Consider the following 22789-nt stretch of genomic DNA (forward strand, 5'->3'; position numbering starts at 1 on the left):
TGACCGCAGCCCCGAGGCCTACGCCGCGGTGTACGAGGCCATGCCCGACCTGAACGAGAGCTTCAGCGCCGACACCGGCAAGCGCCTGGCCCTGATTTACCTGGATCACATCAGCGCCATCCTGTTTGACCGGCAGGACGACGCAAAGCAGCTGGTAAAGTTCTGAAAACCTGCCCACAATAGACCCGGCCGCGCCGCTGTTCTGTGAGAGAACGGCGGCGCGGCTGTTTGTTTTTGAAGGGTTATTCCCCCAGCGGAGCGGCCGGCCCGCCTTCGGGGATGCGCAGCATGCGGTAGCCCACGCCCACGTGGGTCTGGATGTATTTGGGCTGGGCGGGCACAGGTTCGATCTTTTTGCGCAGGGTGGCCATGAATACCCGCAGGGAGGGGGTGTCGCCCGGAAGGGCGCTGCCCCACACCTGGCGCAGGATGTAATTGTGGGTGAGCACCTTGCCCACGTTTTTGGCCAGCAGGCACAGCAGCTTATATTCGATGGGGGTCAGGTGAATCTCGCTGCCAGCCAGGTAGGTACAGCCGGCGGCATAATCAATTGTGAGTTCGCCATTGGTGAAAACGGCCTCCGGGCTGCCCGCGGGACCGGCGTCCTGCCGGGCCCGCCGAAGGGCCACCCGCAGCCGGGCCAGGAGCTCATCCACGCTGAAGGGCTTGGTCAGATAATCGTCGGCGCCGGCGTCCAGCGCGTCGATCTTGTCGCGGTCCTCGCTGCGGGCACTGACGACGATGATGGGCAGGGCCGACCAGCTGCGTACCTTTTCGATGATGGAGACGCCGTCCATATCCGGCAGGCCAAGATCCAGCAGCATGACGTCCGGCTGGAACGAAACCGCTTCGAGCAGGGCTTCGCTGCCCTTTGCCGCCGTGTGGTACTGATAGTCCTGGGTTTCAAGGGTGGTGGTGATAAGGTTGCGGATGGCGCGGTCGTCTTCGACCACAAGAATTTTTGCTTTATTCATAATGTTCCACGTCCTCTGCCTGTAAAGTGAAGAAGAAAACCGAGCCGTGCGGCTGGTTGGGGCGAACCCCGATGGAGCCGCCGTGGGCCTCCACGATGGAGCGGCACAGCGCAAGGCCGAGGCCGAGCCCGCGGCGGGCGTCGCCGCCGGCGCTGCCCGCCGTAAAAAACATGTCGAACAGCTTTGCCCGCGCCTGTTCGGGGATGCCGGGGCCTGTGTCGGCGATCTCCACCCGCACCATACCGCCCTCCCGCCGGGCGCTGATGGTGATGCCGGCGCCGGGAGGCGTGTACTTGACGGCGTTGTTCACGATGTTGATAAAAACCTGGGTGATGAGCCGCGAATCCATCTTTGCCATGAGCAGATCACCCTCCAGCTGCACCGAGAGCGGATGCTCGGAACACCGGCGGTTCAGGTGCTGCAGCGCCTCGCCGATCACCTCCTCCAAAAGCTCGGGCTGCAGGCGCAGGTTCAGCGCCCCGTTTTCCAGCCGGGTGATGGAGAACAGGTTTTCCACAAGCTGGATGAGCCAGAGCGAGTCGTCGGAAATATCCATATAAAGGCGCCGCTTTTGGGCTTCGCCCAGCACACTGGAATTTTGAAGGAGGACCCCCGCGTTGCCCGAAATGCTGGTGAGGGGGGTGCGAAGGTCGTGGGAGATGGTGCGCAGCAGGTTCGAGCGCAGCTGCTCCTGCTGTGCCCTGAGTTCGATCCCGGCTTTTTCACGGCCGATGCGTTCCTTTTCCAGCGCCAGTGCGCACTCGTTCAGCAGAGCTTCCATGAGGTTGCGGTCGAAGGCGTCCGGGGAATGGCCGGCCGGCACCGCCACACCCGCCACCGCGCGGGGGGGCACCCCCGCCCCCACCGCCATGTACAGGCACCCGGCGCCGGGGCAGACGTTCGTGAAGGCGCCCGCCTGCCCGCCGTGTTCCAGCACGGCGGCCGCGGCGCGCTGGTCGGCCGGGGAGGCGAAGCGCGGCCGGCCATCGGCGCCGAAGGGGCAGAACAGGGGCTCCTGCAGTGCGCCGCCCGCAACGGGATAGAGCAACACGCTGGCCCTCAACAGCTTGGAGAGATGCTCTGCGGCCACACAGAGGATCTGCGCCTCGCCCTCGGCCCGCTGCAGCGCCTGGCTGGTTTTGAGCAGCAGCTCGCTGCGGTACGCCTTGCGGGTGGCCTGCCGGGCCTGCGCCTTGACCCGCATAGTGAGGGTGCTGGTGATGCAGGCGGCAATGAACATGACCAGAAAGGTGACGGAATAGCGGCTCACATCGTTGAATTTGAGGGTGAACCGGGGGACCGTGAACAGATAGTTGAACACCAGAACACTTGCCACCGAGGCCAGAATGCCGTACAGCCGGCCGTTGGTGGCAAGCGCCGTGCACAGCACCGCCAGCAGATACATGGTGACGATGTTCGCCTCGGTGATGCCCGCGTGGTAGAAAAGCAGCCCAATCAGCGAGGCCGCCAACAGGATGCCGACGGTCTTTGCAAGGTCCCGACAGGAAAGGGGGAGAACCTCTCTCAGACGCTCGTTCCCCGGCATCGGGCCGGGCCGCTGCCACCAATTGCCCATGTTTCCCTCCTGTGTCTGCCATGTCCGCGCCGCAGCGCTGCCCGGCAAGTTTCCTTAATTATTATAAACGCATCCGGCGCAAATGTCAGCAGGGGAGGATTTGCATGGCATAAAGAATTGCCGTGAGGTGTTAAGACAGCGTTAAGAAAAGGGGCCGGGGCTTTTCGGCCACAACAGAAATTCCCGGGGTGAACCTCGATACATGGAAGCTGCCCCTGGACCGCGCGGCCCTGAAACGGCAGAGCATAAGAGAACGCTCTTTAAAAAATGCAGTCGTCCGGCGGCCCCGGCCTGCCGGACGAGGGGTCATCGCAGTATGCCGTCCAGCGCAAGGTTGACTTCCAGAACATTTACGGTGGGCTCGCCGAACAGGCCCAAAAAGCGGCCCTGGGTGTAACGTTCCACTACGGCCCGCACCTCGCTTTCCGGGATGCCGCGCTGGGCGGCAATGCGGCCCACCTGGTACTCGGCCGCGGCCGGTGAAATGTGGGGGTCGAGCCCCGAGCCGGAGCTGGTGACCAGGTCTACCGGGATGGGCTGGCCCGCCTTGTCGGGGTGGGCGGCCTCGATTTTGGCCACGCGCCCGGCCACGAGCTGCTCCAGCTCTTCGCCCGCGGGGGTCTTGTTGGAGGGGCCGGAGTAGAGCAGGGGGACGCCCTCGTTGCTGTAAAAGGCGGAGGTGTTCAGGTTCATAATGCGCCCCCACATATATTCATCGCCGGTGAACTGCTGTGCCAGCAGGGTGCTGCCGTACTTTTTGCCGCCCACTTCGATGATGCTGCCGTTCGCTTTTTGGGGGAAGGCGAGCTGAGCAATGCCGGTGATGAGCAGGGGGTAGACCAGGCCGCACAGCAGGGTGAGAACCACACAGAGCAGCAGCGCCCGCAGGGTATACCTTTTAAAGGTTTTCATGGTTCGGAATTCTCCTTTCGCTTTATACCAGGCCGAAGCCCACAAGGAACATGTCGATGAGTTTGATGGCCGCGAAGGGCGCCGCGATGCCGCCCAGGCCATAAATGAGCAGGTTGCGTGAGAGCAGCTTGCCGGCCGGGACCTCGCGGTATTTGACGCCCCGCAGCGCAAGCGGGATGAGGGCCACGATGATGAGCGCGTTGTAAATGATGGCGGACAGGATGGCGCTCTCGGCGCTGGCCAGGTGCATGATGTTGAGCGCCGCAAGGCCCGGATACAGCCCCATGAACAGCGCGGGAAGGATGGCGAAATACTTTGCCACGTCGTTCGCAATGCTGAAGGTGGTGAGCGAGCCCCGGGTCATGAGCAGCTGCTTGCCGATGCGCACAATGTCGATCAGTTTGGTGGGCGAGGAATCCAGGTCCACCATGTTGCCGGCCTCCTTGGCGGCCTGGGTGCCAGTGTTCATGGCAACAGCCACGTCGGCCTGGGCCAGGGCGGGAGCGTCGTTGGTGCCGTCGCCGGTCATGGCCACCAGGTGGCCCTTGGCCTGCAGCTGGCGGATCATATGCAGCTTGCCCTCGGGGGTCGCCTGGGCCAAAAAGTCGTCTACGCCCGCCTCCGCCGCAATGGCGCTGGCGGTGAGGGGGTTGTCGCCGGTGATCATCACGGTCCGGATGCCCATTTTGCGCAGGTCCGCAAATTTTTCCTTCACGCCCTGCTTGACGATGTCTTTCAGGTGTATGACGCCCAGCACACGGCCGTTTTTGGCCACCACCAGCGGGGTGCCGCCCTCGCGGGCGATGCGCTCCACCGCGGCTTCGCACTCCTGGGAAAAAGCGCCGCCCTTCGACTGCACGTAAGCCTTTACGGCATCCGCCGCGCCCTTGCGCACCTCGCCCTCCTCACAGTCCACGCCGCTCATGCGGGTTTTGGCCGAAAAGGGGATAAAGCTGGTGTGCAATTCGCTCATGCTGCGGCCCCGCAGGCTGAACTGTTCCTTCGCCAGGATCACCACGCTGCGGCCCTCGGGCGTTTCGTCCGCAAGGGAGGAGAGCTGCGCCGCATCGGCTAGCTTGGCGGCGGGGACGCCGTCCACCGGAATAAACTCGCAGGCCTGCCGGTTGCCCAGGGTGATGGTGCCGGTCTTATCCAGCAGAAGGGTGTCCACGTCGCCCGCGGCCTCGATGGCGCGGCCGCTCATGGCCAGCACGTTGGCCTGATTCAGGCGGCTCATGCCCGCGATGCCGATGGCCGACAGCAGCGCGCCGATGGTGGTGGGAGCCAGGCACACCAGCAGCGCCACCAGCGCGGTGATGGAGGTGGGGTTCGCCATGCCGGCCTGACCGGCCGAGAACTGGGAAAAGGGAAAGAGCGACACGGTCACCAAAAGGAAGATGATGGTGAGGGCCACCAGCAGGATCTCCAGCGCGATCTCGTTGGGGGTTTTTTTGCGGGCCGCACCCTCCACCATGGCGATCATTTTATCCAGGAAGCTCTCGCCGGGCCCACTGGTGACGCGCACCACCAGCCAGTCGGAAATGACGGTGGTGCCGCCGGTCACGGCACTGCGGTCACCGCCGGATTCGCGGATTACGGGCGCGGATTCGCCGGTGATGGCGCTCTCGTCCACCGAGGCGGCGCCCTCGATCACCTCGCCGTCGGCCGGGATCTGTTCGCCCGCGTTCACCAGAACGCAATCGCCTTTCACAAGGCTGGCGCCGGGCACGCGCTGTACGGCATCCCGCGCCGCGGGGGAGGAAAGCTTGTTTGCCGTTACGTCCTGCCTGGCGGCACGCAGCGCGTCGGCCTGGGCCTTGCCGCGGCCCTCGGCAATGGCTTCGGCAAAGTTTGCGAAGAGCACCGTGAGCCATAAAATCAGAGCTACGGCCAGGATAAAGGCCGGGCGGGCATCCGCTGTGCCGAAGAGGGAGCAGATATACAGCCCGGTGGTGAGGAAGGCGGAGACATATACCAGGAACATGACCGGATTTTTCAGCTGTGTTTTGGGCGCAAGCTTTGCAAATGCGTCCCGCACGGCACGGCCTGCCAGTTCCCGCGTTACAAAGGGGCTTTTGGTCTTGGAAGGCATAGTATCAACTCCTTTATGCGATCATCTGGAAGAACTCGGCGATGGGCCCGAGGGCCAGCGCCGGGAAGAAGCTCAGCGCGCCCACCAGCAGCACAATGAGGATGAGCAGGAACACAAAGCGCGCGTCGTGGGTGGGCAGGGTGCCCACGCTCACGGCCACGGCCTTTTTTTCTGCCAGAGACCCCGCAATGGCCAGGGTGGCGAACAGGGGCACAAAGCGCACGAACAGCATCACCAGGCCGATGGACACGTTTAAAAAGGGCGTGTTGGCGTTAAAGCCCGCAAAGGCCGAGCCGTTGTTGCCGCCCGCCGAAGAGTAGGCGTACAGAATTTCTGAGAAGCCGTGGGCGCCAGGGTTATTCAGCGAGGCCGCCGTTTCGGGCAGCGCCGAGGCGAGCCCCGCGCCCACCAGGATCGCCACCGGCGTTGCCAGGCACACCAGCACCGCCATGCGCATCTCGCGCGGCTCGATCTTTTTGCCCAGGTATTCGGGGGTGCGGCCCACCATGAGCCCGGCGATGAAAACGGTCAGGATCGCGAAGCCGATCATGCCGTACAGCCCGCAGCCCACGCCGCCGAACACCACCTCGCCCAGCTCCATCTGGAGCATCTGTACAAAGCCGCCGAAGGGGGTGTAGCTGTCGTGCATGGAGTTGACCGAGCCGTTCGAGGCCGCCGTGGTGAACACGCTCCAGGTGGTGGAGGCGGCAATGCCGAAGCGGGTTTCTTTGCCCTCCATGTTGCCGCCGGCCTGCTGGCTGCCGGCCGAGAGGTCGACCCGGCCGCCCTGTGCGAGCTGCGGGGTGCCTGCCGCCTCGGAAAAGGCGGCGATGGCCAAAAATACCGCCAGCAGAATGAGCATGGCCGCAAACAGTGCGCGGCCCTGGCGCTTATCCTTTACGCCGCGGCCGAAGGTGAAGCAGCAGGCCACCGGGATGAGCAGCAGCGAGATCATCTGGAACAGGTTGGAAAGGGCGTTCGGGTTTTCGAACGGATGCGCCGAGTTCACCCCAAAAAAACCGCCGCCGTTGGTGCCCAGCTGCTTGATGGCGATCTGGCTGGCGGCCGGGCCCAGAGGGATGACCTGCTGGGTGACAAGGGTGCCGTCCTCCAACGTTACAGGCTCCAGAAGGTCCACCGTGTCGTAGGCAGAGAGGGTTTGGGGCACACCCTGGGAGGCGATGACCACAGCCACCACGATGGACAAGGGGATCAGGATGTAAAGGGTGATGCGCACAAGATCGGCCCAAAAATTCCCAAGGCCTTTTTGTTTGATCTTTACAAAGCCCCGAATCAGTGCGAACAGCACCGCGATGCCGCTGGCCGCCGACACGAAGTTCTGCACCGTGAGGCCCAGCATTTGGGTGAGATAGGACAATTGCAGCTCGCCGGAATAGGCCTGCCAGTTGGTATTGGTGACAAAGCTGGCCGTGGTGTTAAAGGAAAGATGCCACGAACAGCCGGGAATCCCCTCGGGGTTCAGAGGCAAAAAGCCTTGCAGAAGATTTAAAAGGAACAGGAACAGAAAGCCGAACGCGCTGAACAGCCCCACCGCCAACGCGTATTTTTTCCAGCTCATCTGCTCGCCGGGATCGATGCGGCAGAGGCGGCAGAGGCCGCTTTCCACCGGCTGCAGCACGCGGGAAAGGAAGGTCTTTTCGCCCACCATCACCTTGTACATGTACCGCCCCAGGGGGATGGCAAGCCCCACCAGAATCATAATGTACAGGGCATATTGAAGAATTTGATTTGTCATGTGTTATCACCTCTGAATAGGACATAGATCAGATATCCCAGCATGGCCAGGGCCACAGCGCCAATGAGCGCAATCACAACACTCATACTTCCGGTTCACCTCTTTCTCAATCGTTGGGGGCTCCGCCCGGGGCGGAGCAGGCGCTTGCCATGGAACCAGTTATAGCACGGCTTTGGTTAAGATGCCGATAAAGGTAGGGCCCAAGACGTTAAGATTGCACAAAGCTTGGGGGATAAGGGGAAAGATGCTAACCCAGGCCAGCTTTCGGCTTTTTAAAAGCAGCCTCAAGCCGGTTAAGGGGGTTTGAGGAATCATGCCGCGGGGATTAAGATTTTGTTGATGCGGGGGGCGTTAACAAAATCTTAATGCGGGGCAAAAAAGTATAACGGTGCGCTAACCTTTGCAGAGGTATACTGGGCTGTGTAACAAGATCGCCGCGCAAAGGGCGGGAGGCATTGGAATGAAAAAAACAAATCAAATCCTGGTGGCGGGCTGCGGCCGGCTGGGATCGAATCTGGCGGGCATGCTGTGCAAGTGCGGGCACCGGGTGACGGTGGTGGACCGGGACGCTGCGGCCTTCCGCCGGTTGGCCGCCGATTTCAGCGGCTTTGAGGTGCAGGGGGACGCCACGGACCCGGACGTACTGGAAGCCGCGGGGATCGGCCGGGCGGCACTGCTGGCGGCCGTGACCGAAAACGACAATGTGAACTGCATGATCGCCCAGATCGCCGCCCGGCTGTACGGGCTGGGGCAGGTGTACGCGCGCTTTGAGGACCCGGAGCTGGAATATCTGGTGGAGGGGCTGGGGGTGCATGTGATCTGCCCGGCAGAGCTTTCGCTGCAGGAATTTTACCGGAGCGGCCTTTTGATCCGCGAGGGCGCAGAGGGGCCCCTGGCCCGATGGGGGGAGGAAAGGGCATGAGGATCGCGATTGCGGGGGGCAAAACCAAGGCGGATTTTTTGATTCGCTCACTGCTGGGCAAAAAACACCGGCTGGTGGTGATCAACGACGACCCGGCCTACTGCGGGTACCTCTCGCGCACCCACGGCATCCCGGTGGTGCAGGGGGACGCCTGCAAGCGCTATGTGCTGGACGACGCCGAGATCGACGGCTTTGACATCCTGATCGCGCTGCGGCCGCTGGACGCGGACAACCTGGTGATCTGCCAGACCGCAAAGCGCCTGTACCATGTGCGCAAGACGGTGGCGGTGGTGGCAAACCCCAAGAACGTGGCAGTATTCCAAAAGCTGGGGGTAAACACGGCCATCAGCGCCACCTGGATGGTGGCGGAGATGATCGAGCAGGCGTCGACGGTGGAGAGCCTGGTGAGCAGCCTCTCGGTGGAGCACGGCCGCCTGGTGCTCACCGAATTGCTGGTGGAGCCGGGCGCCCCGGTGGCGGGCAGGCGCATTATGGAACTGCCTCTGGGGGAAAACATTGTGATCAGCTGCATCCTGCGGGGGGTGGACATGCTGGCGCCCCAGGGGAAAACCGTGATCCAGCCCCGCGACAAGCTGCTGGTGCTGTGTGCGCCGGAGCGGCAGGAGCATGTGATCCGGGTGGTCACGGGAGAGGGGAAGGAGCATGAAAAATGAGCGTGCGCGGGAAAGCCCGCTGGAGGGCTGGCCGCTCATCCTGGGATATCTGGGCGTAATCCTGATGCTGATCGGCGGGGTGATCCTGCTGCCGCTGGTGGTGCTGGCGGCCTATCCGGAGGAGGCCGGAGAGGCAAAATATTTTGTTTTGCCGGGCACGGCAGCCATTCTGATGGGGTATATGCTTGGGCTGCACCTGCGCGGGCGGGAGCATGGCCGGCTGCACAAGCACCAGGACACGGTGATCGTGGTGGGCGCATGGGTGCTGGCCATTTTATTGTGCGCGGCGCCCTTTGTGCTGACGGGGCGGTACAATTTTACCCAGGCGGTGTTCGAGTGCACCAGCGGCTGGAGTACCACCGGGCTGTCGGTGGTGGATGTGACCCAAACGCCCCATATTTTTCTTTTATACCGCAGCGTCATGCTGTTTTTCGGGGGCGTGGGGCTGGTGCTGGTGATGCTGTGCGTTTTGTCGGACAGCTGCGGCATGCGGCTTTACAGCGCCGAGGGCCACCCGGACCGGCTGCTGCCGAACCTGGCGGCCTCGGCGCGCACGATCCTGGCGATCTATGCGGGCTATATCCTGGCGGGCACGGCGCTGTACATGGTGTTCGGCATGGGTTGGTTCGACGCGCTCAACCACTCGATCGCCGCGCTGAGCACGGGCGGGTTCTCCACCCGCGCCGAGAGCATCGGGTATTACGACAGCCCCGCCATCGAGCTGGTGACCGTGCTGTTGATGCTGCTGGGAAGCACAAACTTTTTGGCGCACCTGTACCTTTTGCGGGGCAGGCTGAAAAACTTTTTTGGGTATTGCGAGGTGCGCTTTTCGCTGTTTGCCACAGCGCTTTTTACGCCGCTGCTGGCAGGGCTGCTGCTGGCGGGAGGGCTGGCGGACGCTTTGCCCCGCGCTGTGCGCGACGGGCTGTTCCAGACGGTGAGCTGCCTGACCACCACCGGCTTCCAGTCGGTGCCGGGCTTTGGGGGCTGGCCCGCGCCGCTGCTGCTGAGCATGATCCTGCTGATGCTGGCGGGCGGGGGCACCGGCTCGACGGCGGGCGGAATCAAACAGTTCCGTGTGTGCATTATGCTGAAGGACGCGCTGTGGACCCTGCGGGAGAAGCTGGACCACCGGCGGGTGGTGCGCACCCACGCCGTGCGGCGGCCGGACGGCGTGGAAACGCTGGACAGGCGGGGCCGCAGCGAGGTGAGCAGCTTTATTCTGCTGTACCTGATGGTATTTGTGCTGGGCAGCTTTGTGCTGAGCTGCTTTGGCTACCCGCTGGCAGACTGCATGTTTGAGTTTTCGTCTGCCCTGGGAACGGTGGGGCTGTCCACCGGGATCACGGCCTACGACGCGCCCGCGGCGGTGCTTTGGACTGAAACCGCCGGCATGCTGCTGGGGCGGCTGGAAATCTATGTGGTATTCCTTGCGGTGATCCGCACGGCCGGGGACGCGAAGAGCGGGCTTTTGGGCACCTTGGCAAGGGTGAGGAAAAGAGGATGGAAATGAAGGGCAGAAAAGGCGCAGGGGTAAAAAATCTTGCAAAATCCGTGCTGATCGTGGGGCTGTGCACCCTGTTGGCACTGGCGCTGCGGGAGCTGGGGGCAAGGCCGGAGAACTGCCTGATGGTTTACCTGACGGGGGTCATTATTCTCACAATCGAAACACAGGGGTATCTGCTGAGCCTGGCCGCCTCGCTGCTGAGCGTGGCGCTGTTCAACTTTTTGTTTACCGAACCGCTGTATACCCTGCGGGTGAGCGACCCCAACCAGCTGCTCACCATGGGCATTTTTTTGGTGATCGCGCTGCTGACCTCCATGTTGGTAACCCGCCTGCAGGCACAGATCGTGCTGGCCGACCGGCTGGTGCGGCGGACCCAGGCCCTGTTTGAGATCAGCAGCGGGTACCTGAACCTGTGCGGGCTGGAGAATATCCTGTACTACGGGGTGCGCAGCCTGTACGGGCTGCGGGGCGAGCCCTGCGTGGTGTATGTGGCGGAAGGGCCGGGCGCCCTTTCGCGGCCCTACTATGTGGCCGCCCAATACAAGGATCCCGGGGTGATCGGTGCGGACACCCTTGCAAAATGGTGTTATGTAAACAACACGCCCTGCGGCGCGGGCACCGCTTTTTACAGCGAGGACGCCTGGAGTTACCTGCCCATCAAGGGCACGGGCAGAGTGCTGGGGGTGATGGGCATCCTGTGCCAAAACAAAGGGATCGAAGAGGAACAGAGGGTGTATATCGGCACCATTCTTTCGCAGATGGGGCTGGCCCTGGAGCGGGAGCTGGGAGCGGAAAGCGAGCCTGGGAACAGAGCTTAACAGCGCCTTAATGCTGTTTTTATAAAATCTTAGCGCGGTTAAAAACACCTTAACGGCACATTCACGGCATCCGTGGTACACTGAAACTGCAAAAGGGAAAGAACCTTTCGCAGGAGGCGTTTTATCATGATGACCACACAGGCTGCCCTTCAGATTGCATACGCGGGCAAAGGAAAACGGCGCCTGCCGTTCAAAAAATTGCGGCGCGGTGCGCCCGCCCCGCTGTTTGGCACGGCGCTTGGCCGGTTGGGTAGCTACCTGGACGCACACCCGGCGGCGTTTTGGTTTGCGGGCTTTGTTGTGTGCCCGCTGCTGGTGGTGCTTGCCGTGGCGGCGGCCGCGTTTGTTTTTTCGCTGCCCTTGCTGCTGTGAAATACAAGCGGCAGATCAGTTTCCATGTGTACAGCGCCCCGCAGGAAAGGCTGTTCCGCGGGGCGCTGCTTGTGCGGTGCGGCTGGTTTTTGCACTGCGGGCGGCACAGCCGGCATTCAAATAAGGCGCGGCGGCAAGCGCGGCGCCAAACGGACGGGAAAGGGGGAGCTTTGGATGCAGGACGCGAGGCCGGACCCGGACCTGCTGCTGCAGAAGGTAAACCGGCAGGAGCGCGATGGGGCGCGGCGCACCGGGAAGCTGAAGATCTTTTTCGGCTACGCCGCGGGCGTGGGCAAGACCTATGCCATGTTGGAGGCGGCACATGCCGCCGGGGCCGCCGGGACCGACGTGGTGGCAGGCTACATTGAGCCCCACACCCGGCCCGACACCCTGGCGCTGCTGGACGGGCTGGAGCAGCTGCCGCCGCGGGAGCTGCTCCACAAGGAAGTTGCGCTGCGGGAGTTTGACCTGGACGGGGCCATTGCACGGCGGCCGGCGCTGATCCTGGTGGACGAGCTGGCCCACACCAATGCAGAGGGCTGCCGCCACCGCAAACGGTATCAGGACATTGAGGAGCTGCTGGCGGCGGGCATCGACGTGTATACCACGGTAAATGTGCAGCACATTGAGAGCCTGAACGATATCGTGGCCTCCATTACCGGCGTGATCGTGCGGGAGCGGGTGCCGGACAGCGTGTTCGACCGGGCCGACCAGGTGGAGCTGGTGGACATTGAGCCGGACGAATTGCTGGCGCGGCTGGAACAGGGGAAAATTTACCGGGCAAACCAGGCGCGCCGGGCTCTGGGGCATTTTTTTACCAGGGAGAACCTGGTGGCCCTGCGGGAGATCGCACTGCGGCGCACGGCCGACCGGGTGAACCGCAGCGCGGAAAAAGGCAGGGAGGCAGGAGCCGGCTATTATACCGATGAGCATATTCTGATCTGCCTGTCCTCCTCGCCTTCCAACGCGAAGGTCATCCGCACCGCCGCGCGGCTTTCAAATGCGTTTCACGGCCGCTTTACCGCGCTGTTTGTGGAAACACCGGACACCCGGGAGCTGGACGGAAAAAACCGGGACCGCCTGCGGGGGAACCTGCGGCTGGCCGAACAGCTGGGCGCGCAGATCGCAACCGTGTACGGCAGCGAGGTGGCCGCCCAGATCGCCGAGTATGCCCGGGTGAGCGGGGTTTCGAAGATCGTGTTGGGCCGCTCGGGCGCAAAACGCGGCCGCCTGCTGCCCAGACCCACATTGGTGGAACAGCTTACGGCGCTTGCACCCAACCTGGACATCTACATCATCCCGGACACGCTGCCGCCCTGCCGCGGGCGCCGCGCGCAGAGCAGAGCATGGGAAAAACTTACCTGGAAAGACACCCTGAAGACAGCGGGCATTCTGGCGGGGACTGTTTTGGGGGCCCTGGGATTTGCCGCCGCCGGCCTGGGTGAAGCGAATATTATAACGGTGTTCATTTTGGGCGTGCTGTTCATTTCGGCCTGCACCGCGAGCCGTGTGTACGGGGCGGCAGCCTCGCTTTTGAGCGTGGCGCTGTTCAATTTCTTTTTTACCGCGCCCTATTTTACCCTGGAGTTTACGGACCCGGGCTATGCGGTCACGTTCGTCATTATGTTTGCGGCGTCTTTGATTACCAGCACCCTCACAGTGCGGGTGCACAGGCAGGCCCGCCAGTCGGCGCTGAAAGCCTACCGCACCGAGGTGCTGCTGGAGACCAGCCAGCAGCTGCAGCAGGGCGACACCCAGGCCGAGCTGGCCCGCAAGATGGGGCGGCAGATCCTGCGCCTGCTGGGCCGCACCGTCTGCGTTTATCTGGCCGGGAAGGAAGGGCTGGGGCCGCCGGCCGTGTTTACCGTGCAGGGCGCAGCCCCGGACGTTTCACCCTACACCACGGCCGACGAACAGGCGGTGGCCGCGTGGGTGTACAGGAACAACAAGCACGCGGGCGCCACCACCGACACGCTGCCCGGAGCGAAATGCCTGTACCTGGCGGTGCGCAGCCAGGCCAGCGTGTTTGCGGTGGTGGGCGTTTCGCTGAGCGCCGGGGAGGCGCTGGAGGTGTATGACCGGAACCTGCTGCTGGCGATGCTGAACGAATTCGCGCTGGCGCTGGAGCACAGGCAGGCGGCCGCAGCGCGCAGCGAAATGCTTGCTCAGGCGCGGCAGGAACAGCTGCGGGCAAACCTTTTGCGCGCCATCTCGCACGACCTGCGCACCCCGCTGACCGGCATTTCGGGCAATGCGAACATTCTGATGCGCGGGGCCCCGGGCCTGAAGGAGGAGAAAAAGCAGCGGCTGTATGCCGACATATACGACGATTCCATGTGGCTGATGCGGCTGGTGGAGAATGTGCTTGCGGTCACCCGCATTGAGAACGGCAGCGTGCAGCTCTCGCTGGAGGCGGAGCTGGTGGAGGAGGTGGCCCAGGAAGCGCTGCGCCACCTGAGCCGGCACAGCGGCGAACATGCCGTTAAGCTTTCGGTGCAGGGGGAAATGCTGATGGCAAGGATGGACCCCCAGCTCATCGCGCAGGTGCTGGTAAACCTGGCGGACAACGCCGTGAAATATACCCCGCCCGGCAGCCGGATCGAGATCAGTGCCCGGCGCGACGGGGCCATGGTGCGACTGGAAGTGGCTGACGACGGGCCGGGCATTCCGCCCGGGGCCAGGGAGAAACTGTTTGAGATGTTTTACACCGCCGAGGCCAAGCACGGCGACGGGCGCAGGGGGCTGGGGATCGGCCTGTCGCTGTGCCGCTCGATTGTGGAGGCGCACGGGGGCACCATCGGCGTGGGGGACAACCTGCCCCATGGCACGGTGTTCTTTTTCACCCTGCCCGCCGTGGACCCGCCGCCCGCCGAGCGTGAAAGCGGCGGGCAGAAGGGAGCATGAAACCGCCAAAGCAAAAGGGAGGGCGGAACCGCTGATTGCGGTTCCGCCCTCCCTTGGTGTAATAACGGGACGAAGGCTTATTCGATGATGCTGGAGCCGGTCATTTCCGGGGGCTGGGGCAGGCCCAGGAGCTTTAACATGGTGGGAGCGATATCGGCCAGAACGCCGCCCTGGCGCAGGGTCACATTGCCCGCGCCGGCCACCAGGAAAGGCACGGGGTTGGTGGTGTGGGCGGTAAAGGGCGCGCCGTCTGGCTCGCGCATCTGGTCGGCGTTGCCGTGGTCGGCGGTGAGCAGCACCTTGCCGCCCGCGGCCAGCACCGCGCCGATGACCCGGCCCGCGCACTCGTCCACAGCCTCGACGGCCTTGACCGCCGCCTCGAACACGCCGGTGTGACCCACCATGTCGCAGTTGGCAAAGTTCAGGATGATGACGTCGTATTTGCCGCTCTGGATGCGCTGGACACACTCGTCGGCCACGAGGTAGGCGCTCATTTCGGGCTGGAGATCATAGGTGGCGACCTTGGGGCTGGGGATGAGGGCCCGGTCCTCGCCCTGGAAGGGCGCCTCGACGCCGCCGTTGAAGAAGAAGGTCACATGGGCGTACTTTTCGGTCTCGGCGATGCGCAGCTGGGTGAGGCCTTTTTCGGCCAGATACTCGCCCATGACATGGGTGAGGGACTGGGGCTTGAAGGCCACCTGCACGTTGGGCATGGTGACGTCGTATTGGGTGAAGCAGACGTAGTTGACCGGGAAGCGGCCGAAGCGGCGCTCAAAGCCGGTGAAAGCGTCGTCGACAAAGGTGCGGGTGATCTCCCGCGCGCGGTCGGGGCGGAAGTTGAAGAAGATCACGGTGTCGCCCGCCGAAACCCGGCCGCCCCGGCAGGTGACGGCGGGGATCACAAACTCGTCGGTCACGCCGGCGGCATAGCTTTTTTCCATGACCTCCACCGGGCTGCCCTGGTCGCCCTGGCCGTACACGAAGGCGGCGTAGGCCTTTTCGACCCGGTCCCAGCGGTTGTCCCGGTCCATGGCGTAGTAGCGGCCGGTGATGGTGGCGATTTTGCCCACACCCAGCTCGGTCAGCTTTTGCTGGAGCTGCTGGATGTAGCCCTTGCCGGAATCGGGCGGGACGTCGCGGCCATCCATGATGGCGTGCACGTACAGCTGGGTGGCGCCCAGGTCCTTTGCCAGGTCCAGCAGGCCGAACAGATGCTGGATGTGGCTGTGCACGCCGCCCGCGGAGAGAAGGCCCATCAGATGAATGGCTTTGCCGCCCTGGACGGCGGCCTTCATGGCCCCCACAATGGCCTCGTTTTCACGGATGGAGCCGTCCTGAATGGCTTTGGTGATGCGGGTGAGCTCCTGGTACACGATGCGGCCCGCGCCGATGTTGGTGTGGCCCACCTCGCTGTTGCCCATCTGGCCGTCGGGCAGGCCAACGTCCATGCCGGAGGCGCCGATGGTGGTGTAGGGGCAGGTGGCGAAGAGCCTGTCGAGATTCGGGGTGTTGGCGGCCACGATGGCGTTGCCGTCGGCCTTTTCGGGCACCCAGCCGAAGCCGTCGAGGATGCAGAGCATGAGAGGTTGTTTGGACATAAACGTTACTCCTTCGTTGTTTGGAAAATAAAGTGCGCCGCCCGCCGCGAAGGGCAGGCGGCGCACCGGAAAAGCGGGGAGGAGGGTTATTTGCCGGCCGCGGCTACAATGGCGGCAAAGGCATCCGCTTTAAGAGAAGCGCCACCGATGAGGCCGCCGTCCACGTCGGGCTTTGCCAGCAGCTCGTCGGCGTTGGCCGCGTTCATGCTGCCGCCGTACTGCACGGTGGTGGCGGTGGCCACCGCCTGGCCGTACAGCTCGGCCAGGACCTTGCGGATGGCGGCGCAGACCTCCTGCGCCTGCTCGCTGGTGGCGGTGCGGCCGGTGCCGATGGCCCACACGGGCTCGTAGGCGATGACCACGTTTTTCATCTCTTCGGCCGAAACGCCGCCCAGGGCGATCTTGGTCTGCAGGCGCACCAGCTCTTCGGTGACACCCTGCTCGCGCTGGGCCAGGTTTTCGCCCACGCACACAATGACCTTCAGGCCCGCGGCCAGGGCGGCCCTGGTGCGCTTGTTCACGGTTTCATCGGTTTCGGCAAAGTACTGCCGGCGCTCGGAGTGGCCGGTGATGACGTATTCCACGCCCAGGTCGACCAGCATGTCGGCGCTGATCTCGCCGGTGTAGGCGCCGCTCTTTTCAAAGTGCACGTTCTCGGCGCCCACATGCAGGTTGGTGCCCCGGGTCTTTTCCACGGCGGCGGCAAGGCTGGTGAAGGGGGTGCAGATGACAACCTCGCACCCCGCGCCCTTTACGGCGGGAATGAGCGCGTCGATGAGCTGGGCGGCCTCGGTGGCGGTTTTGTTCATTTTCCAGTTGCCGGCGATGATCGCCTTGCGGTTCTGTTTATCCATGATCGGTTTCCTCTCTTTATATAAAATGGCCGCTTTTGGGCGGAAAATGCCCCAGCCGCGCGGCGCGGCTGAGGCGTTTTGGATCAGGCGTTCTGGATGCAGGCGATGCCGGGCAGCTCTTTGCCCTCCAGATACTCGAGGCTCGCGCCGCCGCCGGTGGAGATGTGGGTCATCTTGTCGCCAAAGCCAAGCTGCATGACAGCCGCGGCGGAGTCGCCGCCGCCGATCACGGTGGTGGCGTCGGCCTCGGCCATGGCCTTGGCGACGGCCAGGGTGCCGGCCGCCAGGATCGGGTTTTCAAACACGCCCATGGGGCCGTTCCAGACCACGGTCTTGCTGGCCTTTACGGCGTCGGCAAACAGGGTCTGGGTCTTTTCGCCGATGTCGAGGCCCATTTTATCGGCCGGGATGGCGCTGGAGGCCACGGTCTCGACCGCCACGGGGCCGTCGATGGGGTCGGGGAAGGCGGCGGTCACGACGGTATCGACCGGCAGCAGCAGCTGGACGCCCTTCTCTTCGGCCTTTTTCATCATGTCCCTGCAGTAGTCGATCTTTTCGCCGTCGACCAGGCTGGTGCCCACTTCGTAGCCCTTGGCGGCCAGGAAGGTGTAGGCCATGCCGCCGCCGATGATCAGGGTGTCGACCTTGTTCAGCAGGTTGTCGATCACGTTGAGCTTGTCGGCCACCTTGGCGCCGCCCAGGATGGCGGTGAAGGGGCGCACAGGGTCGTTCACGGCGTTGCCCAGATAGCGGATCTCCTTTTCCATCAGGTAGCCCACGGCGGTGTCTTTGATGTAATCGGTCACGCCGGCGGTGGAGCAATGGGCGCGGTGCGCGCTGCCAAAGGCATCGTTTACATAGCAGTCGGCAAGCGAGGCCAGATCCTGGCTGAACTCGGGCAGGTTTTTAGTCTCCTCTTTGCGGAAACGGGTGTTCTGCAGCAGCACCACGTCGCCGGGCTGCATGGCGGCCACGGCGGCCTTTGCATTTTCGCCCACCACGGCGTCGTCGCCGGCAAAGGTGACGGGCTTGCCCAGAAGCTCTGCCAGCCGCACCGCCACAGGGGCCAGGCTGAATTTTTCCTCGGGGCCGTTCTTGGGCTTGCCCAGGTGGCTGCACAGGATCACCTTGCCGCCGTTTTCGATCAGTTTTTTGATGGTGGGCAGCGCCGCAACGATGCGGTTATCGTTGGTGATGACGCCCTCCTTCATGGGCACGTTGAAATCGCAGCGCACCAGTACGCGCTTGCCGCGAACATCCAGTTCCTCAACGGTCTTTTTGCCTAAACCCATTTTTTCTTTCTCCTCTCGCATTCTAAAAACTCTCCCGCCCGCGCGCGGGGCGCGGGGGGATGGAAACGCCTGCCCTTATTATAATCAATCGGCGGCTGTTTCGCAAGGTTTTTGCTGTGAAGCTTTTAACGAGAAAGCCCCGAAACTTGCACAAAAACAGAGGGCGCGGCGTGCGGCCATAAAATATTTACAAAGTTTTTATGATTTTTTTTGCCGGGAGGTGGTATGGTTAGAATAAGACGGAAAGGGGGAAGGGCGATGCCGGGCTTTGTGACCCACTGTGTGTTCGGCGCGCGGGCGCTGCGGGCGCTGCCCGAGGGGCAGGTGCGCGCCGCGGCCCGCAAATACCCCCGGGCTTTTTACCTGGGGTGCCAGGGACCGGATCTGTTCAGCTACAACTTTTTCAGAATGGCGCTGTGGAGCCACCACAACCTGGGGGCCTACCTGCACAACAACCGGGTCAAGCGCTTTTTTGAACAGGGCTTTGCCCAGCTGCCCGAGGGGCCGGAAAAACCGCTTTGCCTTGCGTATCTGGCCGGGGCTTACTGCCATTACGTGTGCGACAGCGTGTGCCACACCTTTGTGTATGCCCGCACCGATTACGATCCCCAAAGCCCCAGCGCCGCCTATTACGGCCGCCACGCCGCGCTGGAGGGAGCGATTGACGCCTGGTATTTGCGGCAGGAGTGGGACCTCTCCCACAGCGAGCTGCCGCAGGATGTGGTGTTCCGGCTGCCCCTGCCCGAGCGCGGCCCCCTGGCGGCCTACCTGGCCCGCGTTTTGGACGGCACGCTGGGGGATTTGTTCCACCGGGCGCCGTTTCACCCGCTGTTTGTGCGGCGGGCGCTGTATCTGGCGGCGGTGGAGAGCCGCCTTTTGCGGGACCCGGAGGCCACCCGCAGGGGCAAGGTGGAGCGGTTTGAAAACCGCACCTTCAAGTTCCCGCTGCTTTCGACCAAGTTCATCACCGACGAGCCGGCGGGGTTTGGGGACCCGCTCAACTTTGCCCACCGGACCTGGAGCGACCCCTGGCACCGGCACAGGGTGTTTACCGCCAGCTTTGACGAGCTGTTTCAAAAAGGGCTGCGCCTGGCAGTGTGGCTGCTGCCGCAGATGAGCGACGCGGCGCGGTTTTTGGCCATGACCGGTGACACGAATTACCACGACGACCGGGTGCTGGGGCCGGCGTTTCAGCGGCTGGAGCGGGCGGTGGCGGCGGGCGAGGCGCTGCCGGTGCAGGAAAAAGGGCCATGAAAAGCGGGCGGGGCGGGCAAAGCTTTGCCCCGATTTGATTTTTTTGTGCAAAGTGTTTAAAATGGGTGCATCTTACTGGAAAGAAGGCGCGCGGCATGGAGTTTCTTTCGCGCATTGCGAGCGGCCCCTCGCAGGTTATTTTAAGCCTGGCGGTGATGCTGCTGGGGGGCTTTGGCATGACCCGGATCACCAAGCGGCTGCATTTGCCGGACGTGACCGGCTACATTCTTGCGGGCATTTTGCTGGGGCCCTATGTGCTGAACCTTGTGCCTGCCGCCGTGACCCAGGGCATGGAGTTTGTGACCGACATTGCCCTGGCCTACATCGCCTTCGGCGTGGGCAAGTATTTCAAGCTGAGCCTGCTGCGGGCCAGCGCCCGCCGCATTTTTGTAATCACGCTGGCCGAGGCGCTGCTGGCGGCGGCGGCCGTGGCGCTGACCATGATCTTTGTGTTCCGGCTGCCGGTGCCCTTTGCGCTGCTGCTGGGGGCCATCGGCTCGGCCACCGCGCCGGCATCCACCATTATGACCATTCGCCAGTACCACGCCAAGGGCGAATTTGTGGACACCCTTTTGCAGGTGGCCGCGCTGGACGACGCGGTGTCGCTGGCGGCGTTCAGCGTGTGCGCGGCGGTGGCTGGCGGCCTTGCGGGCGGCGGCCCGGCGCTGGACTGGAAGACCCTGGTGCTGCCGCTGGCGGCAAACGCAGCGGCGCTGGCGCTGGGGGCGGGCTGCGGCGCGCTGCTGAAAAGGATTATCACCGACGGGCGCTCCAAGGATCACCGGCTGATTTTGGTGAACGCGGTGATTTTTGCACTGGCGGGTGTGTGCGATCTTTTGGATGTGTCGCCCCTGCTGGCCTGCATGATGATGGGCGCGGTGTATGTGAACCTGATCGACAACAAGCAATTGTTCAAGCAGGTGAACCATTTTTCACCGCCCATTCTGCTGCTGTTCTTTGTGCTGTCGGGCATGAGGCTGGATCTTGGAATGCTGCGCACGGCGGGGCTGATTGGCATTGGATACTTTTTTGTGCGCATTGCCGGCAAGTACCTGGGGGCCTGGCTGGGGGCCCGGGTCACCGGCGCATCCAAGGGGGTGCGGCGGTTTTTGGGGCTGGCGCTGGTGCCCCAGGCGGGGGTGGCGATTGGCCTGGCGGCGCTGGGACAGCGCATCCTGCCCGCCGAATATGGGGCGATGCTGGCGGCGATTATTTTGTCGTCCAGCGTGCTGTACGAGATGATCGGCCCGGCCTGCGCCAAAGGGGCGCTGCGGCTGGTGGGGGCCATTGGGCCGGAAAATCCCGCCCCGCCGCGGGAAGAGCCGGAGGAAAACGGGCAAGGGGAAGAAGAACAAAATAAAGAGGGATAAACCAAAAAGCGGGGCGGAAGGGCCCCGCTTTTTTGCCGTGGCCCGCACGGGGCCCCAGGCGCAAAGCCGCTGATTTTTTGGATAAAAATGCCCGGCCCTGTACGGGGCCGGGCGAAAACGGATTTGGTTACTTTTTGGCGCTGTCGTCGGTGACCATTTCCTTGATGGAGGCCACCATGCCGGCCAGATTCTGCATGTCGCTGGGGATGATGAGCTTGGTGGCCTTGCCGTCGGCCACTTTGGCCAGGGCTTCCAGGCTCTTGATGGCCAGCACCTTGTCGGTGGGGGCGGCCTCGTTCAGCAGCTTGATGGAGTCGGCCAGGGCGGTCTGCACCTCCATGATGGCCTGGGCCTCGCCCTGGGCCTCGCGGATGCGCTGTTCGCGCACGGCATCGGCCCGCAGGATGGCGCTCTCCTTTTCGCCCTCGGCCACCAGGATGGCGCTGCGCTTTTCGCCCTCGGCCCGCAGGATGCTCTCGCGGCGCTGGCGCTCGGCCTTCATCTGCTTTTCCATGGCGTCCTGGATTTCGGCGGGGGGAATGATGTTTTTAACCTCGACCCGGTTGACCTTGATGCCCCACTTGTCGGTGGCCTGGTCCAGAATGGCGGTGATTTTGGTGTTGATGATGTCGCGGCTGGTGAGGGTGTGGTCCAGCTCCATGTCGCCGATGATGTTGCGCAGGGTGGTGGCGGTGAGGTTTTCGATGGCGGCCATGGGGCGCTCGACGCCGTAGGTAAAGAGCTTGGCGTCGGTGACCTGGAAGAACACCACGGTGTCGATCTGCATGGTCACGTTGTCGCGGGTGATGACCGGCTGGGGCTTAAAGTCCACCACCTGCTCCTTCAGGCTTACCTTTTTGGCGACCCGCATCAGGAACGGAACCTTGAACTTGAGGCCGGCGGGCCAGGTGGCCTGGTAAACGCCCAGCCACTCCACCACGTAAGCGGTGGCCTGGGGTACGATGCAGATGCAGCTGATGAGAAGGATCAGGAAGATCACCAGGATGGGGATGAGAATGAACCAGAACATAATTACCTCCTATGATACTTTGTTTTTATACTTCATACTTCGGTTGAATGCGCGGGCTGCCGCATGGGTTCCACCCGCAGGGTGGTGCCGCTGATGCCGGTGACGATGCACAGATCGCCCTCAGCCAGCCCGGTCTCGCACACGGCGGTCCAGTCCACCCCGTCGAGCTGCACGCGGCCCGGCAGTTCCGGGCGAACGGGCTGCACCACGGTGGCCTGGCGGCCCAGGTTGCGCTCGAGCCCCACAGGGGCGGCGGGGCGCATGTGGCGGGCTTTGTCCATAAAAGGTTTGCTGACGGCCAGGGCGACGGCGGTTACCACCAGGAACACGACCACCTGCACCAAAAGGCTGCGGGTGAACGCACTGGAGATGAGGGCGGCCAGGGAACCCACGGCGAACCACACGGTTACCAGGTTTACGGTGGCCATTTCCACCACCACGAACACCGCCAGCAGGATGCTCCACAAAAGAATGGAGGTCAAGGGCGAAACAAGCCAGATTTGCATGGCGTTCTCCTCTCCGGCGGCGCGCGCCGCCTGTTTTGAAGGTAAAGGAAGTTCCTTTATTGATATTCTATCAGATATTAAAACGGAACACAAAGGCCTAAATCTGTCAAAAAAGCCGAATTTTCGCCTTTTTGGGGTTTTTGCGGGCAGGGGGTGGCCCGGGCATAGCCAGGGGAGCCGGGGCGAAGCAGGGCGCGCCCAGGGGGATCACAGAGCGCCCTGAACCCGGGGAACGGGCGCCGGGGGGTGGGGGTAAAGCGGCGATTGGGGTGTGGAAAAGGGTCAGGGTTTGGGGCAGAAGGAACAGGCGGCGCAGCCGCCCGCGGCGGGGGAATGGCCAAAGACCCGCTGGTGCAGGGCGCGGGCGGTGGGGGTGGC

18 protein-coding genes are annotated in these 22789 nt (G+C 63.3%); 8 read left to right on the forward strand and 10 right to left on the reverse strand.

Annotation, left to right across the window (positions count from 1 at the left end; translation table 11 throughout):
- Positions 1 to 242: 242 nt before the first annotated feature.
- From ACMLHZ_RS01260 to kdpA, 5 genes are all read right to left on the reverse strand, one after another.
- Positions 243 to 974, reverse strand: coding sequence for a response regulator (locus ACMLHZ_RS01260; RefSeq protein ID WP_418666000.1), 732 nt, complete (start codon positions 972 to 974; stop codon positions 243 to 245).
- On the reverse strand, positions 967 to 2550 hold the full coding sequence (locus ACMLHZ_RS01265; protein WP_418666001.1) for a sensor histidine kinase: 1584 nt from the start codon (positions 2548 to 2550) through the stop codon (positions 967 to 969). The genes ACMLHZ_RS01260 and ACMLHZ_RS01265 overlap by 8 nt, the downstream gene beginning before the upstream one ends.
- 306 nt (positions 2551 to 2856) lie before the next feature.
- The gene (gene kdpC, locus ACMLHZ_RS01270; RefSeq protein WP_418666002.1) at positions 2857 to 3462 is read right to left on the reverse strand and encodes a potassium-transporting ATPase subunit KdpC; all 606 of its coding nucleotides are present in this window, start codon (positions 3460 to 3462) and stop codon (positions 2857 to 2859) included.
- 22 nt (positions 3463 to 3484) lie between these two features.
- The gene (gene kdpB, locus ACMLHZ_RS01275) at positions 3485 to 5554 is read right to left on the reverse strand and encodes a potassium-transporting ATPase subunit KdpB (protein WP_418666003.1); all 2070 of its coding nucleotides are present in this window, start codon (positions 5552 to 5554) and stop codon (positions 3485 to 3487) included.
- A 13-nt stretch (positions 5555 to 5567) separates the two neighbouring features.
- A complete protein-coding gene (gene kdpA, locus ACMLHZ_RS01280) occupies positions 5568 to 7310 on the reverse strand; it encodes a potassium-transporting ATPase subunit KdpA (RefSeq protein WP_418666004.1) in 1743 nt (580 codons plus the stop codon).
- Positions 7311 to 7770: 460 nt separating this feature from the next.
- On the opposite strand from kdpA, the gene ACMLHZ_RS01285 reads away from it, so the two are divergent.
- The 6 genes from ACMLHZ_RS01285 to ACMLHZ_RS01310 all read left to right on the forward strand — a co-directional run bounded on the left by ACMLHZ_RS01285 (position 7771) and on the right by ACMLHZ_RS01310 (position 14507).
- Positions 7771 to 8232, forward strand: a complete 462-nt coding sequence (locus ACMLHZ_RS01285; RefSeq protein WP_418666005.1) for a potassium channel family protein — start codon at positions 7771 to 7773, stop codon at positions 8230 to 8232.
- Positions 8229 to 8906, forward strand: coding sequence for a potassium channel family protein (locus tag ACMLHZ_RS01290; protein ID WP_418666006.1), 678 nt, complete (start codon positions 8229 to 8231; stop codon positions 8904 to 8906). Before ACMLHZ_RS01285 ends, ACMLHZ_RS01290 begins: the two co-directional genes overlap by 4 nt.
- A complete protein-coding gene (locus ACMLHZ_RS01295; protein ID WP_418666007.1) occupies positions 8896 to 10419 on the forward strand; it encodes a TrkH family potassium uptake protein in 1524 nt (507 codons plus the stop codon). Before ACMLHZ_RS01290 ends, ACMLHZ_RS01295 begins: the two co-directional genes overlap by 11 nt.
- Positions 10416 to 11231 carry a DUF4118 domain-containing protein gene (locus ACMLHZ_RS01300; RefSeq protein WP_418666008.1) on the forward strand — a complete coding sequence of 272 codons (816 nt, stop codon included), beginning with the start codon at positions 10416 to 10418 and terminating at the stop codon, positions 11229 to 11231. The genes ACMLHZ_RS01295 and ACMLHZ_RS01300 overlap by 4 nt, the downstream gene beginning before the upstream one ends.
- Positions 11232 to 11357: 126 nt before the next feature.
- Positions 11358 to 11603 carry a hypothetical protein gene (locus ACMLHZ_RS01305; protein WP_418666009.1) on the forward strand — a complete coding sequence of 82 codons (246 nt, stop codon included), beginning with the start codon at positions 11358 to 11360 and terminating at the stop codon, positions 11601 to 11603.
- Positions 11604 to 11777: 174 nt separating this feature from the next.
- On the forward strand, positions 11778 to 14507 hold the full coding sequence (locus tag ACMLHZ_RS01310) for an ATP-binding protein (protein ID WP_418666010.1): 2730 nt from the start codon (positions 11778 to 11780) through the stop codon (positions 14505 to 14507).
- A gap of 77 nt (positions 14508 to 14584) precedes the next feature.
- Here ACMLHZ_RS01310 and gpmI read toward each other — a convergent pair whose 3' ends face one another.
- The 3 genes from gpmI to ACMLHZ_RS01325 form a co-directional block, all read right to left on the reverse strand.
- The gene (gpmI, locus tag ACMLHZ_RS01315; protein ID WP_418666011.1) at positions 14585 to 16105 is read right to left on the reverse strand and encodes a 2,3-bisphosphoglycerate-independent phosphoglycerate mutase; all 1521 of its coding nucleotides are present in this window, start codon (positions 16103 to 16105) and stop codon (positions 14585 to 14587) included.
- An 86-nt stretch (positions 16106 to 16191) separates the two neighbouring features.
- Positions 16192 to 16959, reverse strand: coding sequence for a triose-phosphate isomerase (tpiA, locus tag ACMLHZ_RS01320; protein ID WP_418666012.1), 768 nt, complete (start codon positions 16957 to 16959; stop codon positions 16192 to 16194).
- Between the two features lie 83 nt (positions 16960 to 17042).
- Positions 17043 to 18251 carry a phosphoglycerate kinase gene (locus tag ACMLHZ_RS01325; protein ID WP_418666013.1) on the reverse strand — a complete coding sequence of 403 codons (1209 nt, stop codon included), beginning with the start codon at positions 18249 to 18251 and terminating at the stop codon, positions 17043 to 17045.
- A gap of 258 nt (positions 18252 to 18509) precedes the next feature.
- Between ACMLHZ_RS01325 and ACMLHZ_RS01330 the strand changes: the two genes are divergently transcribed.
- Positions 18510 to 19505 carry a zinc dependent phospholipase C family protein gene (locus ACMLHZ_RS01330; protein ID WP_418666014.1) on the forward strand — a complete coding sequence of 332 codons (996 nt, stop codon included), beginning with the start codon at positions 18510 to 18512 and terminating at the stop codon, positions 19503 to 19505.
- A 95-nt stretch (positions 19506 to 19600) separates the two neighbouring features.
- Positions 19601 to 20875 carry a cation:proton antiporter gene (locus ACMLHZ_RS01335; RefSeq protein ID WP_418666015.1) on the forward strand — a complete coding sequence of 425 codons (1275 nt, stop codon included), beginning with the start codon at positions 19601 to 19603 and terminating at the stop codon, positions 20873 to 20875.
- 127 nt (positions 20876 to 21002) lie between these two features.
- Here the strand turns inward: ACMLHZ_RS01335 and ACMLHZ_RS01340 are convergent, their stop codons facing one another.
- Complete coding sequence (locus ACMLHZ_RS01340; protein WP_418666016.1) at positions 21003 to 21905, reverse strand: SPFH domain-containing protein; 903 nt, start codon at positions 21903 to 21905, stop codon at positions 21003 to 21005.
- A 32-nt stretch (positions 21906 to 21937) separates the two neighbouring features.
- Complete coding sequence (locus ACMLHZ_RS01345) at positions 21938 to 22411, reverse strand: NfeD family protein (protein ID WP_418666017.1); 474 nt, start codon at positions 22409 to 22411, stop codon at positions 21938 to 21940.
- Positions 22412 to 22789: the final 378 nt, after the last annotated feature.

It is taken from the genome of Allofournierella sp. (assembly GCF_048388525.1).
Classification (GTDB): Bacteria; Bacillota; Clostridia; order Oscillospirales; family Ruminococcaceae; genus BQOK01.

Excerpts from the sequence above, each read along its gene's own strand:
- ACMLHZ_RS01260 (WP_418666000.1), bottom strand. The coding sequence starts at position 974 with ATGAATAAAGCAAAAATTCTTGTGGTCGAAGACGACCGCGCCATCCGC.
- ACMLHZ_RS01265 (WP_418666001.1), bottom strand. The coding sequence starts at position 2,550 with ATGGGCAATTGGTGGCAGCGGCCCGGCCCGATGCCGGGGAACGAGCGT.
- kdpC (WP_418666002.1), bottom strand. The coding sequence starts at position 3,462 with ATGAAAACCTTTAAAAGGTATACCCTGCGGGCGCTGCTGCTCTGTGTG.
- kdpB (WP_418666003.1), bottom strand. The coding sequence starts at position 5,554 with ATGCCTTCCAAGACCAAAAGCCCCTTTGTAACGCGGGAACTGGCAGGC.
- kdpA (WP_418666004.1), bottom strand. The coding sequence starts at position 7,310 with ATGACAAATCAAATTCTTCAATATGCCCTGTACATTATGATTCTGGTG.
- ACMLHZ_RS01285 (WP_418666005.1), top strand. The coding sequence starts at position 7,771 with ATGAAAAAAACAAATCAAATCCTGGTGGCGGGCTGCGGCCGGCTGGGA.
- ACMLHZ_RS01290 (WP_418666006.1), top strand. The coding sequence starts at position 8,229 with ATGAGGATCGCGATTGCGGGGGGCAAAACCAAGGCGGATTTTTTGATT.
- ACMLHZ_RS01295 (WP_418666007.1), top strand. The coding sequence starts at position 8,896 with ATGAAAAATGAGCGTGCGCGGGAAAGCCCGCTGGAGGGCTGGCCGCTC.
- ACMLHZ_RS01300 (WP_418666008.1), top strand. The coding sequence starts at position 10,416 with ATGAAGGGCAGAAAAGGCGCAGGGGTAAAAAATCTTGCAAAATCCGTG.
- ACMLHZ_RS01305 (WP_418666009.1), top strand. The coding sequence starts at position 11,358 with ATGATGACCACACAGGCTGCCCTTCAGATTGCATACGCGGGCAAAGGA.
- ACMLHZ_RS01310 (WP_418666010.1), top strand. The coding sequence starts at position 11,778 with ATGCAGGACGCGAGGCCGGACCCGGACCTGCTGCTGCAGAAGGTAAAC.
- gpmI (WP_418666011.1), bottom strand. The coding sequence starts at position 16,105 with ATGTCCAAACAACCTCTCATGCTCTGCATCCTCGACGGCTTCGGCTGG.
- tpiA (WP_418666012.1), bottom strand. The coding sequence starts at position 16,959 with ATGGATAAACAGAACCGCAAGGCGATCATCGCCGGCAACTGGAAAATG.
- ACMLHZ_RS01325 (WP_418666013.1), bottom strand. The coding sequence starts at position 18,251 with ATGGGTTTAGGCAAAAAGACCGTTGAGGAACTGGATGTTCGCGGCAAG.
- ACMLHZ_RS01330 (WP_418666014.1), top strand. The coding sequence starts at position 18,510 with ATGCCGGGCTTTGTGACCCACTGTGTGTTCGGCGCGCGGGCGCTGCGG.
- ACMLHZ_RS01335 (WP_418666015.1), top strand. The coding sequence starts at position 19,601 with ATGGAGTTTCTTTCGCGCATTGCGAGCGGCCCCTCGCAGGTTATTTTA.
- ACMLHZ_RS01340 (WP_418666016.1), bottom strand. The coding sequence starts at position 21,905 with ATGTTCTGGTTCATTCTCATCCCCATCCTGGTGATCTTCCTGATCCTT.
- ACMLHZ_RS01345 (WP_418666017.1), bottom strand. The coding sequence starts at position 22,411 with ATGCAAATCTGGCTTGTTTCGCCCTTGACCTCCATTCTTTTGTGGAGC.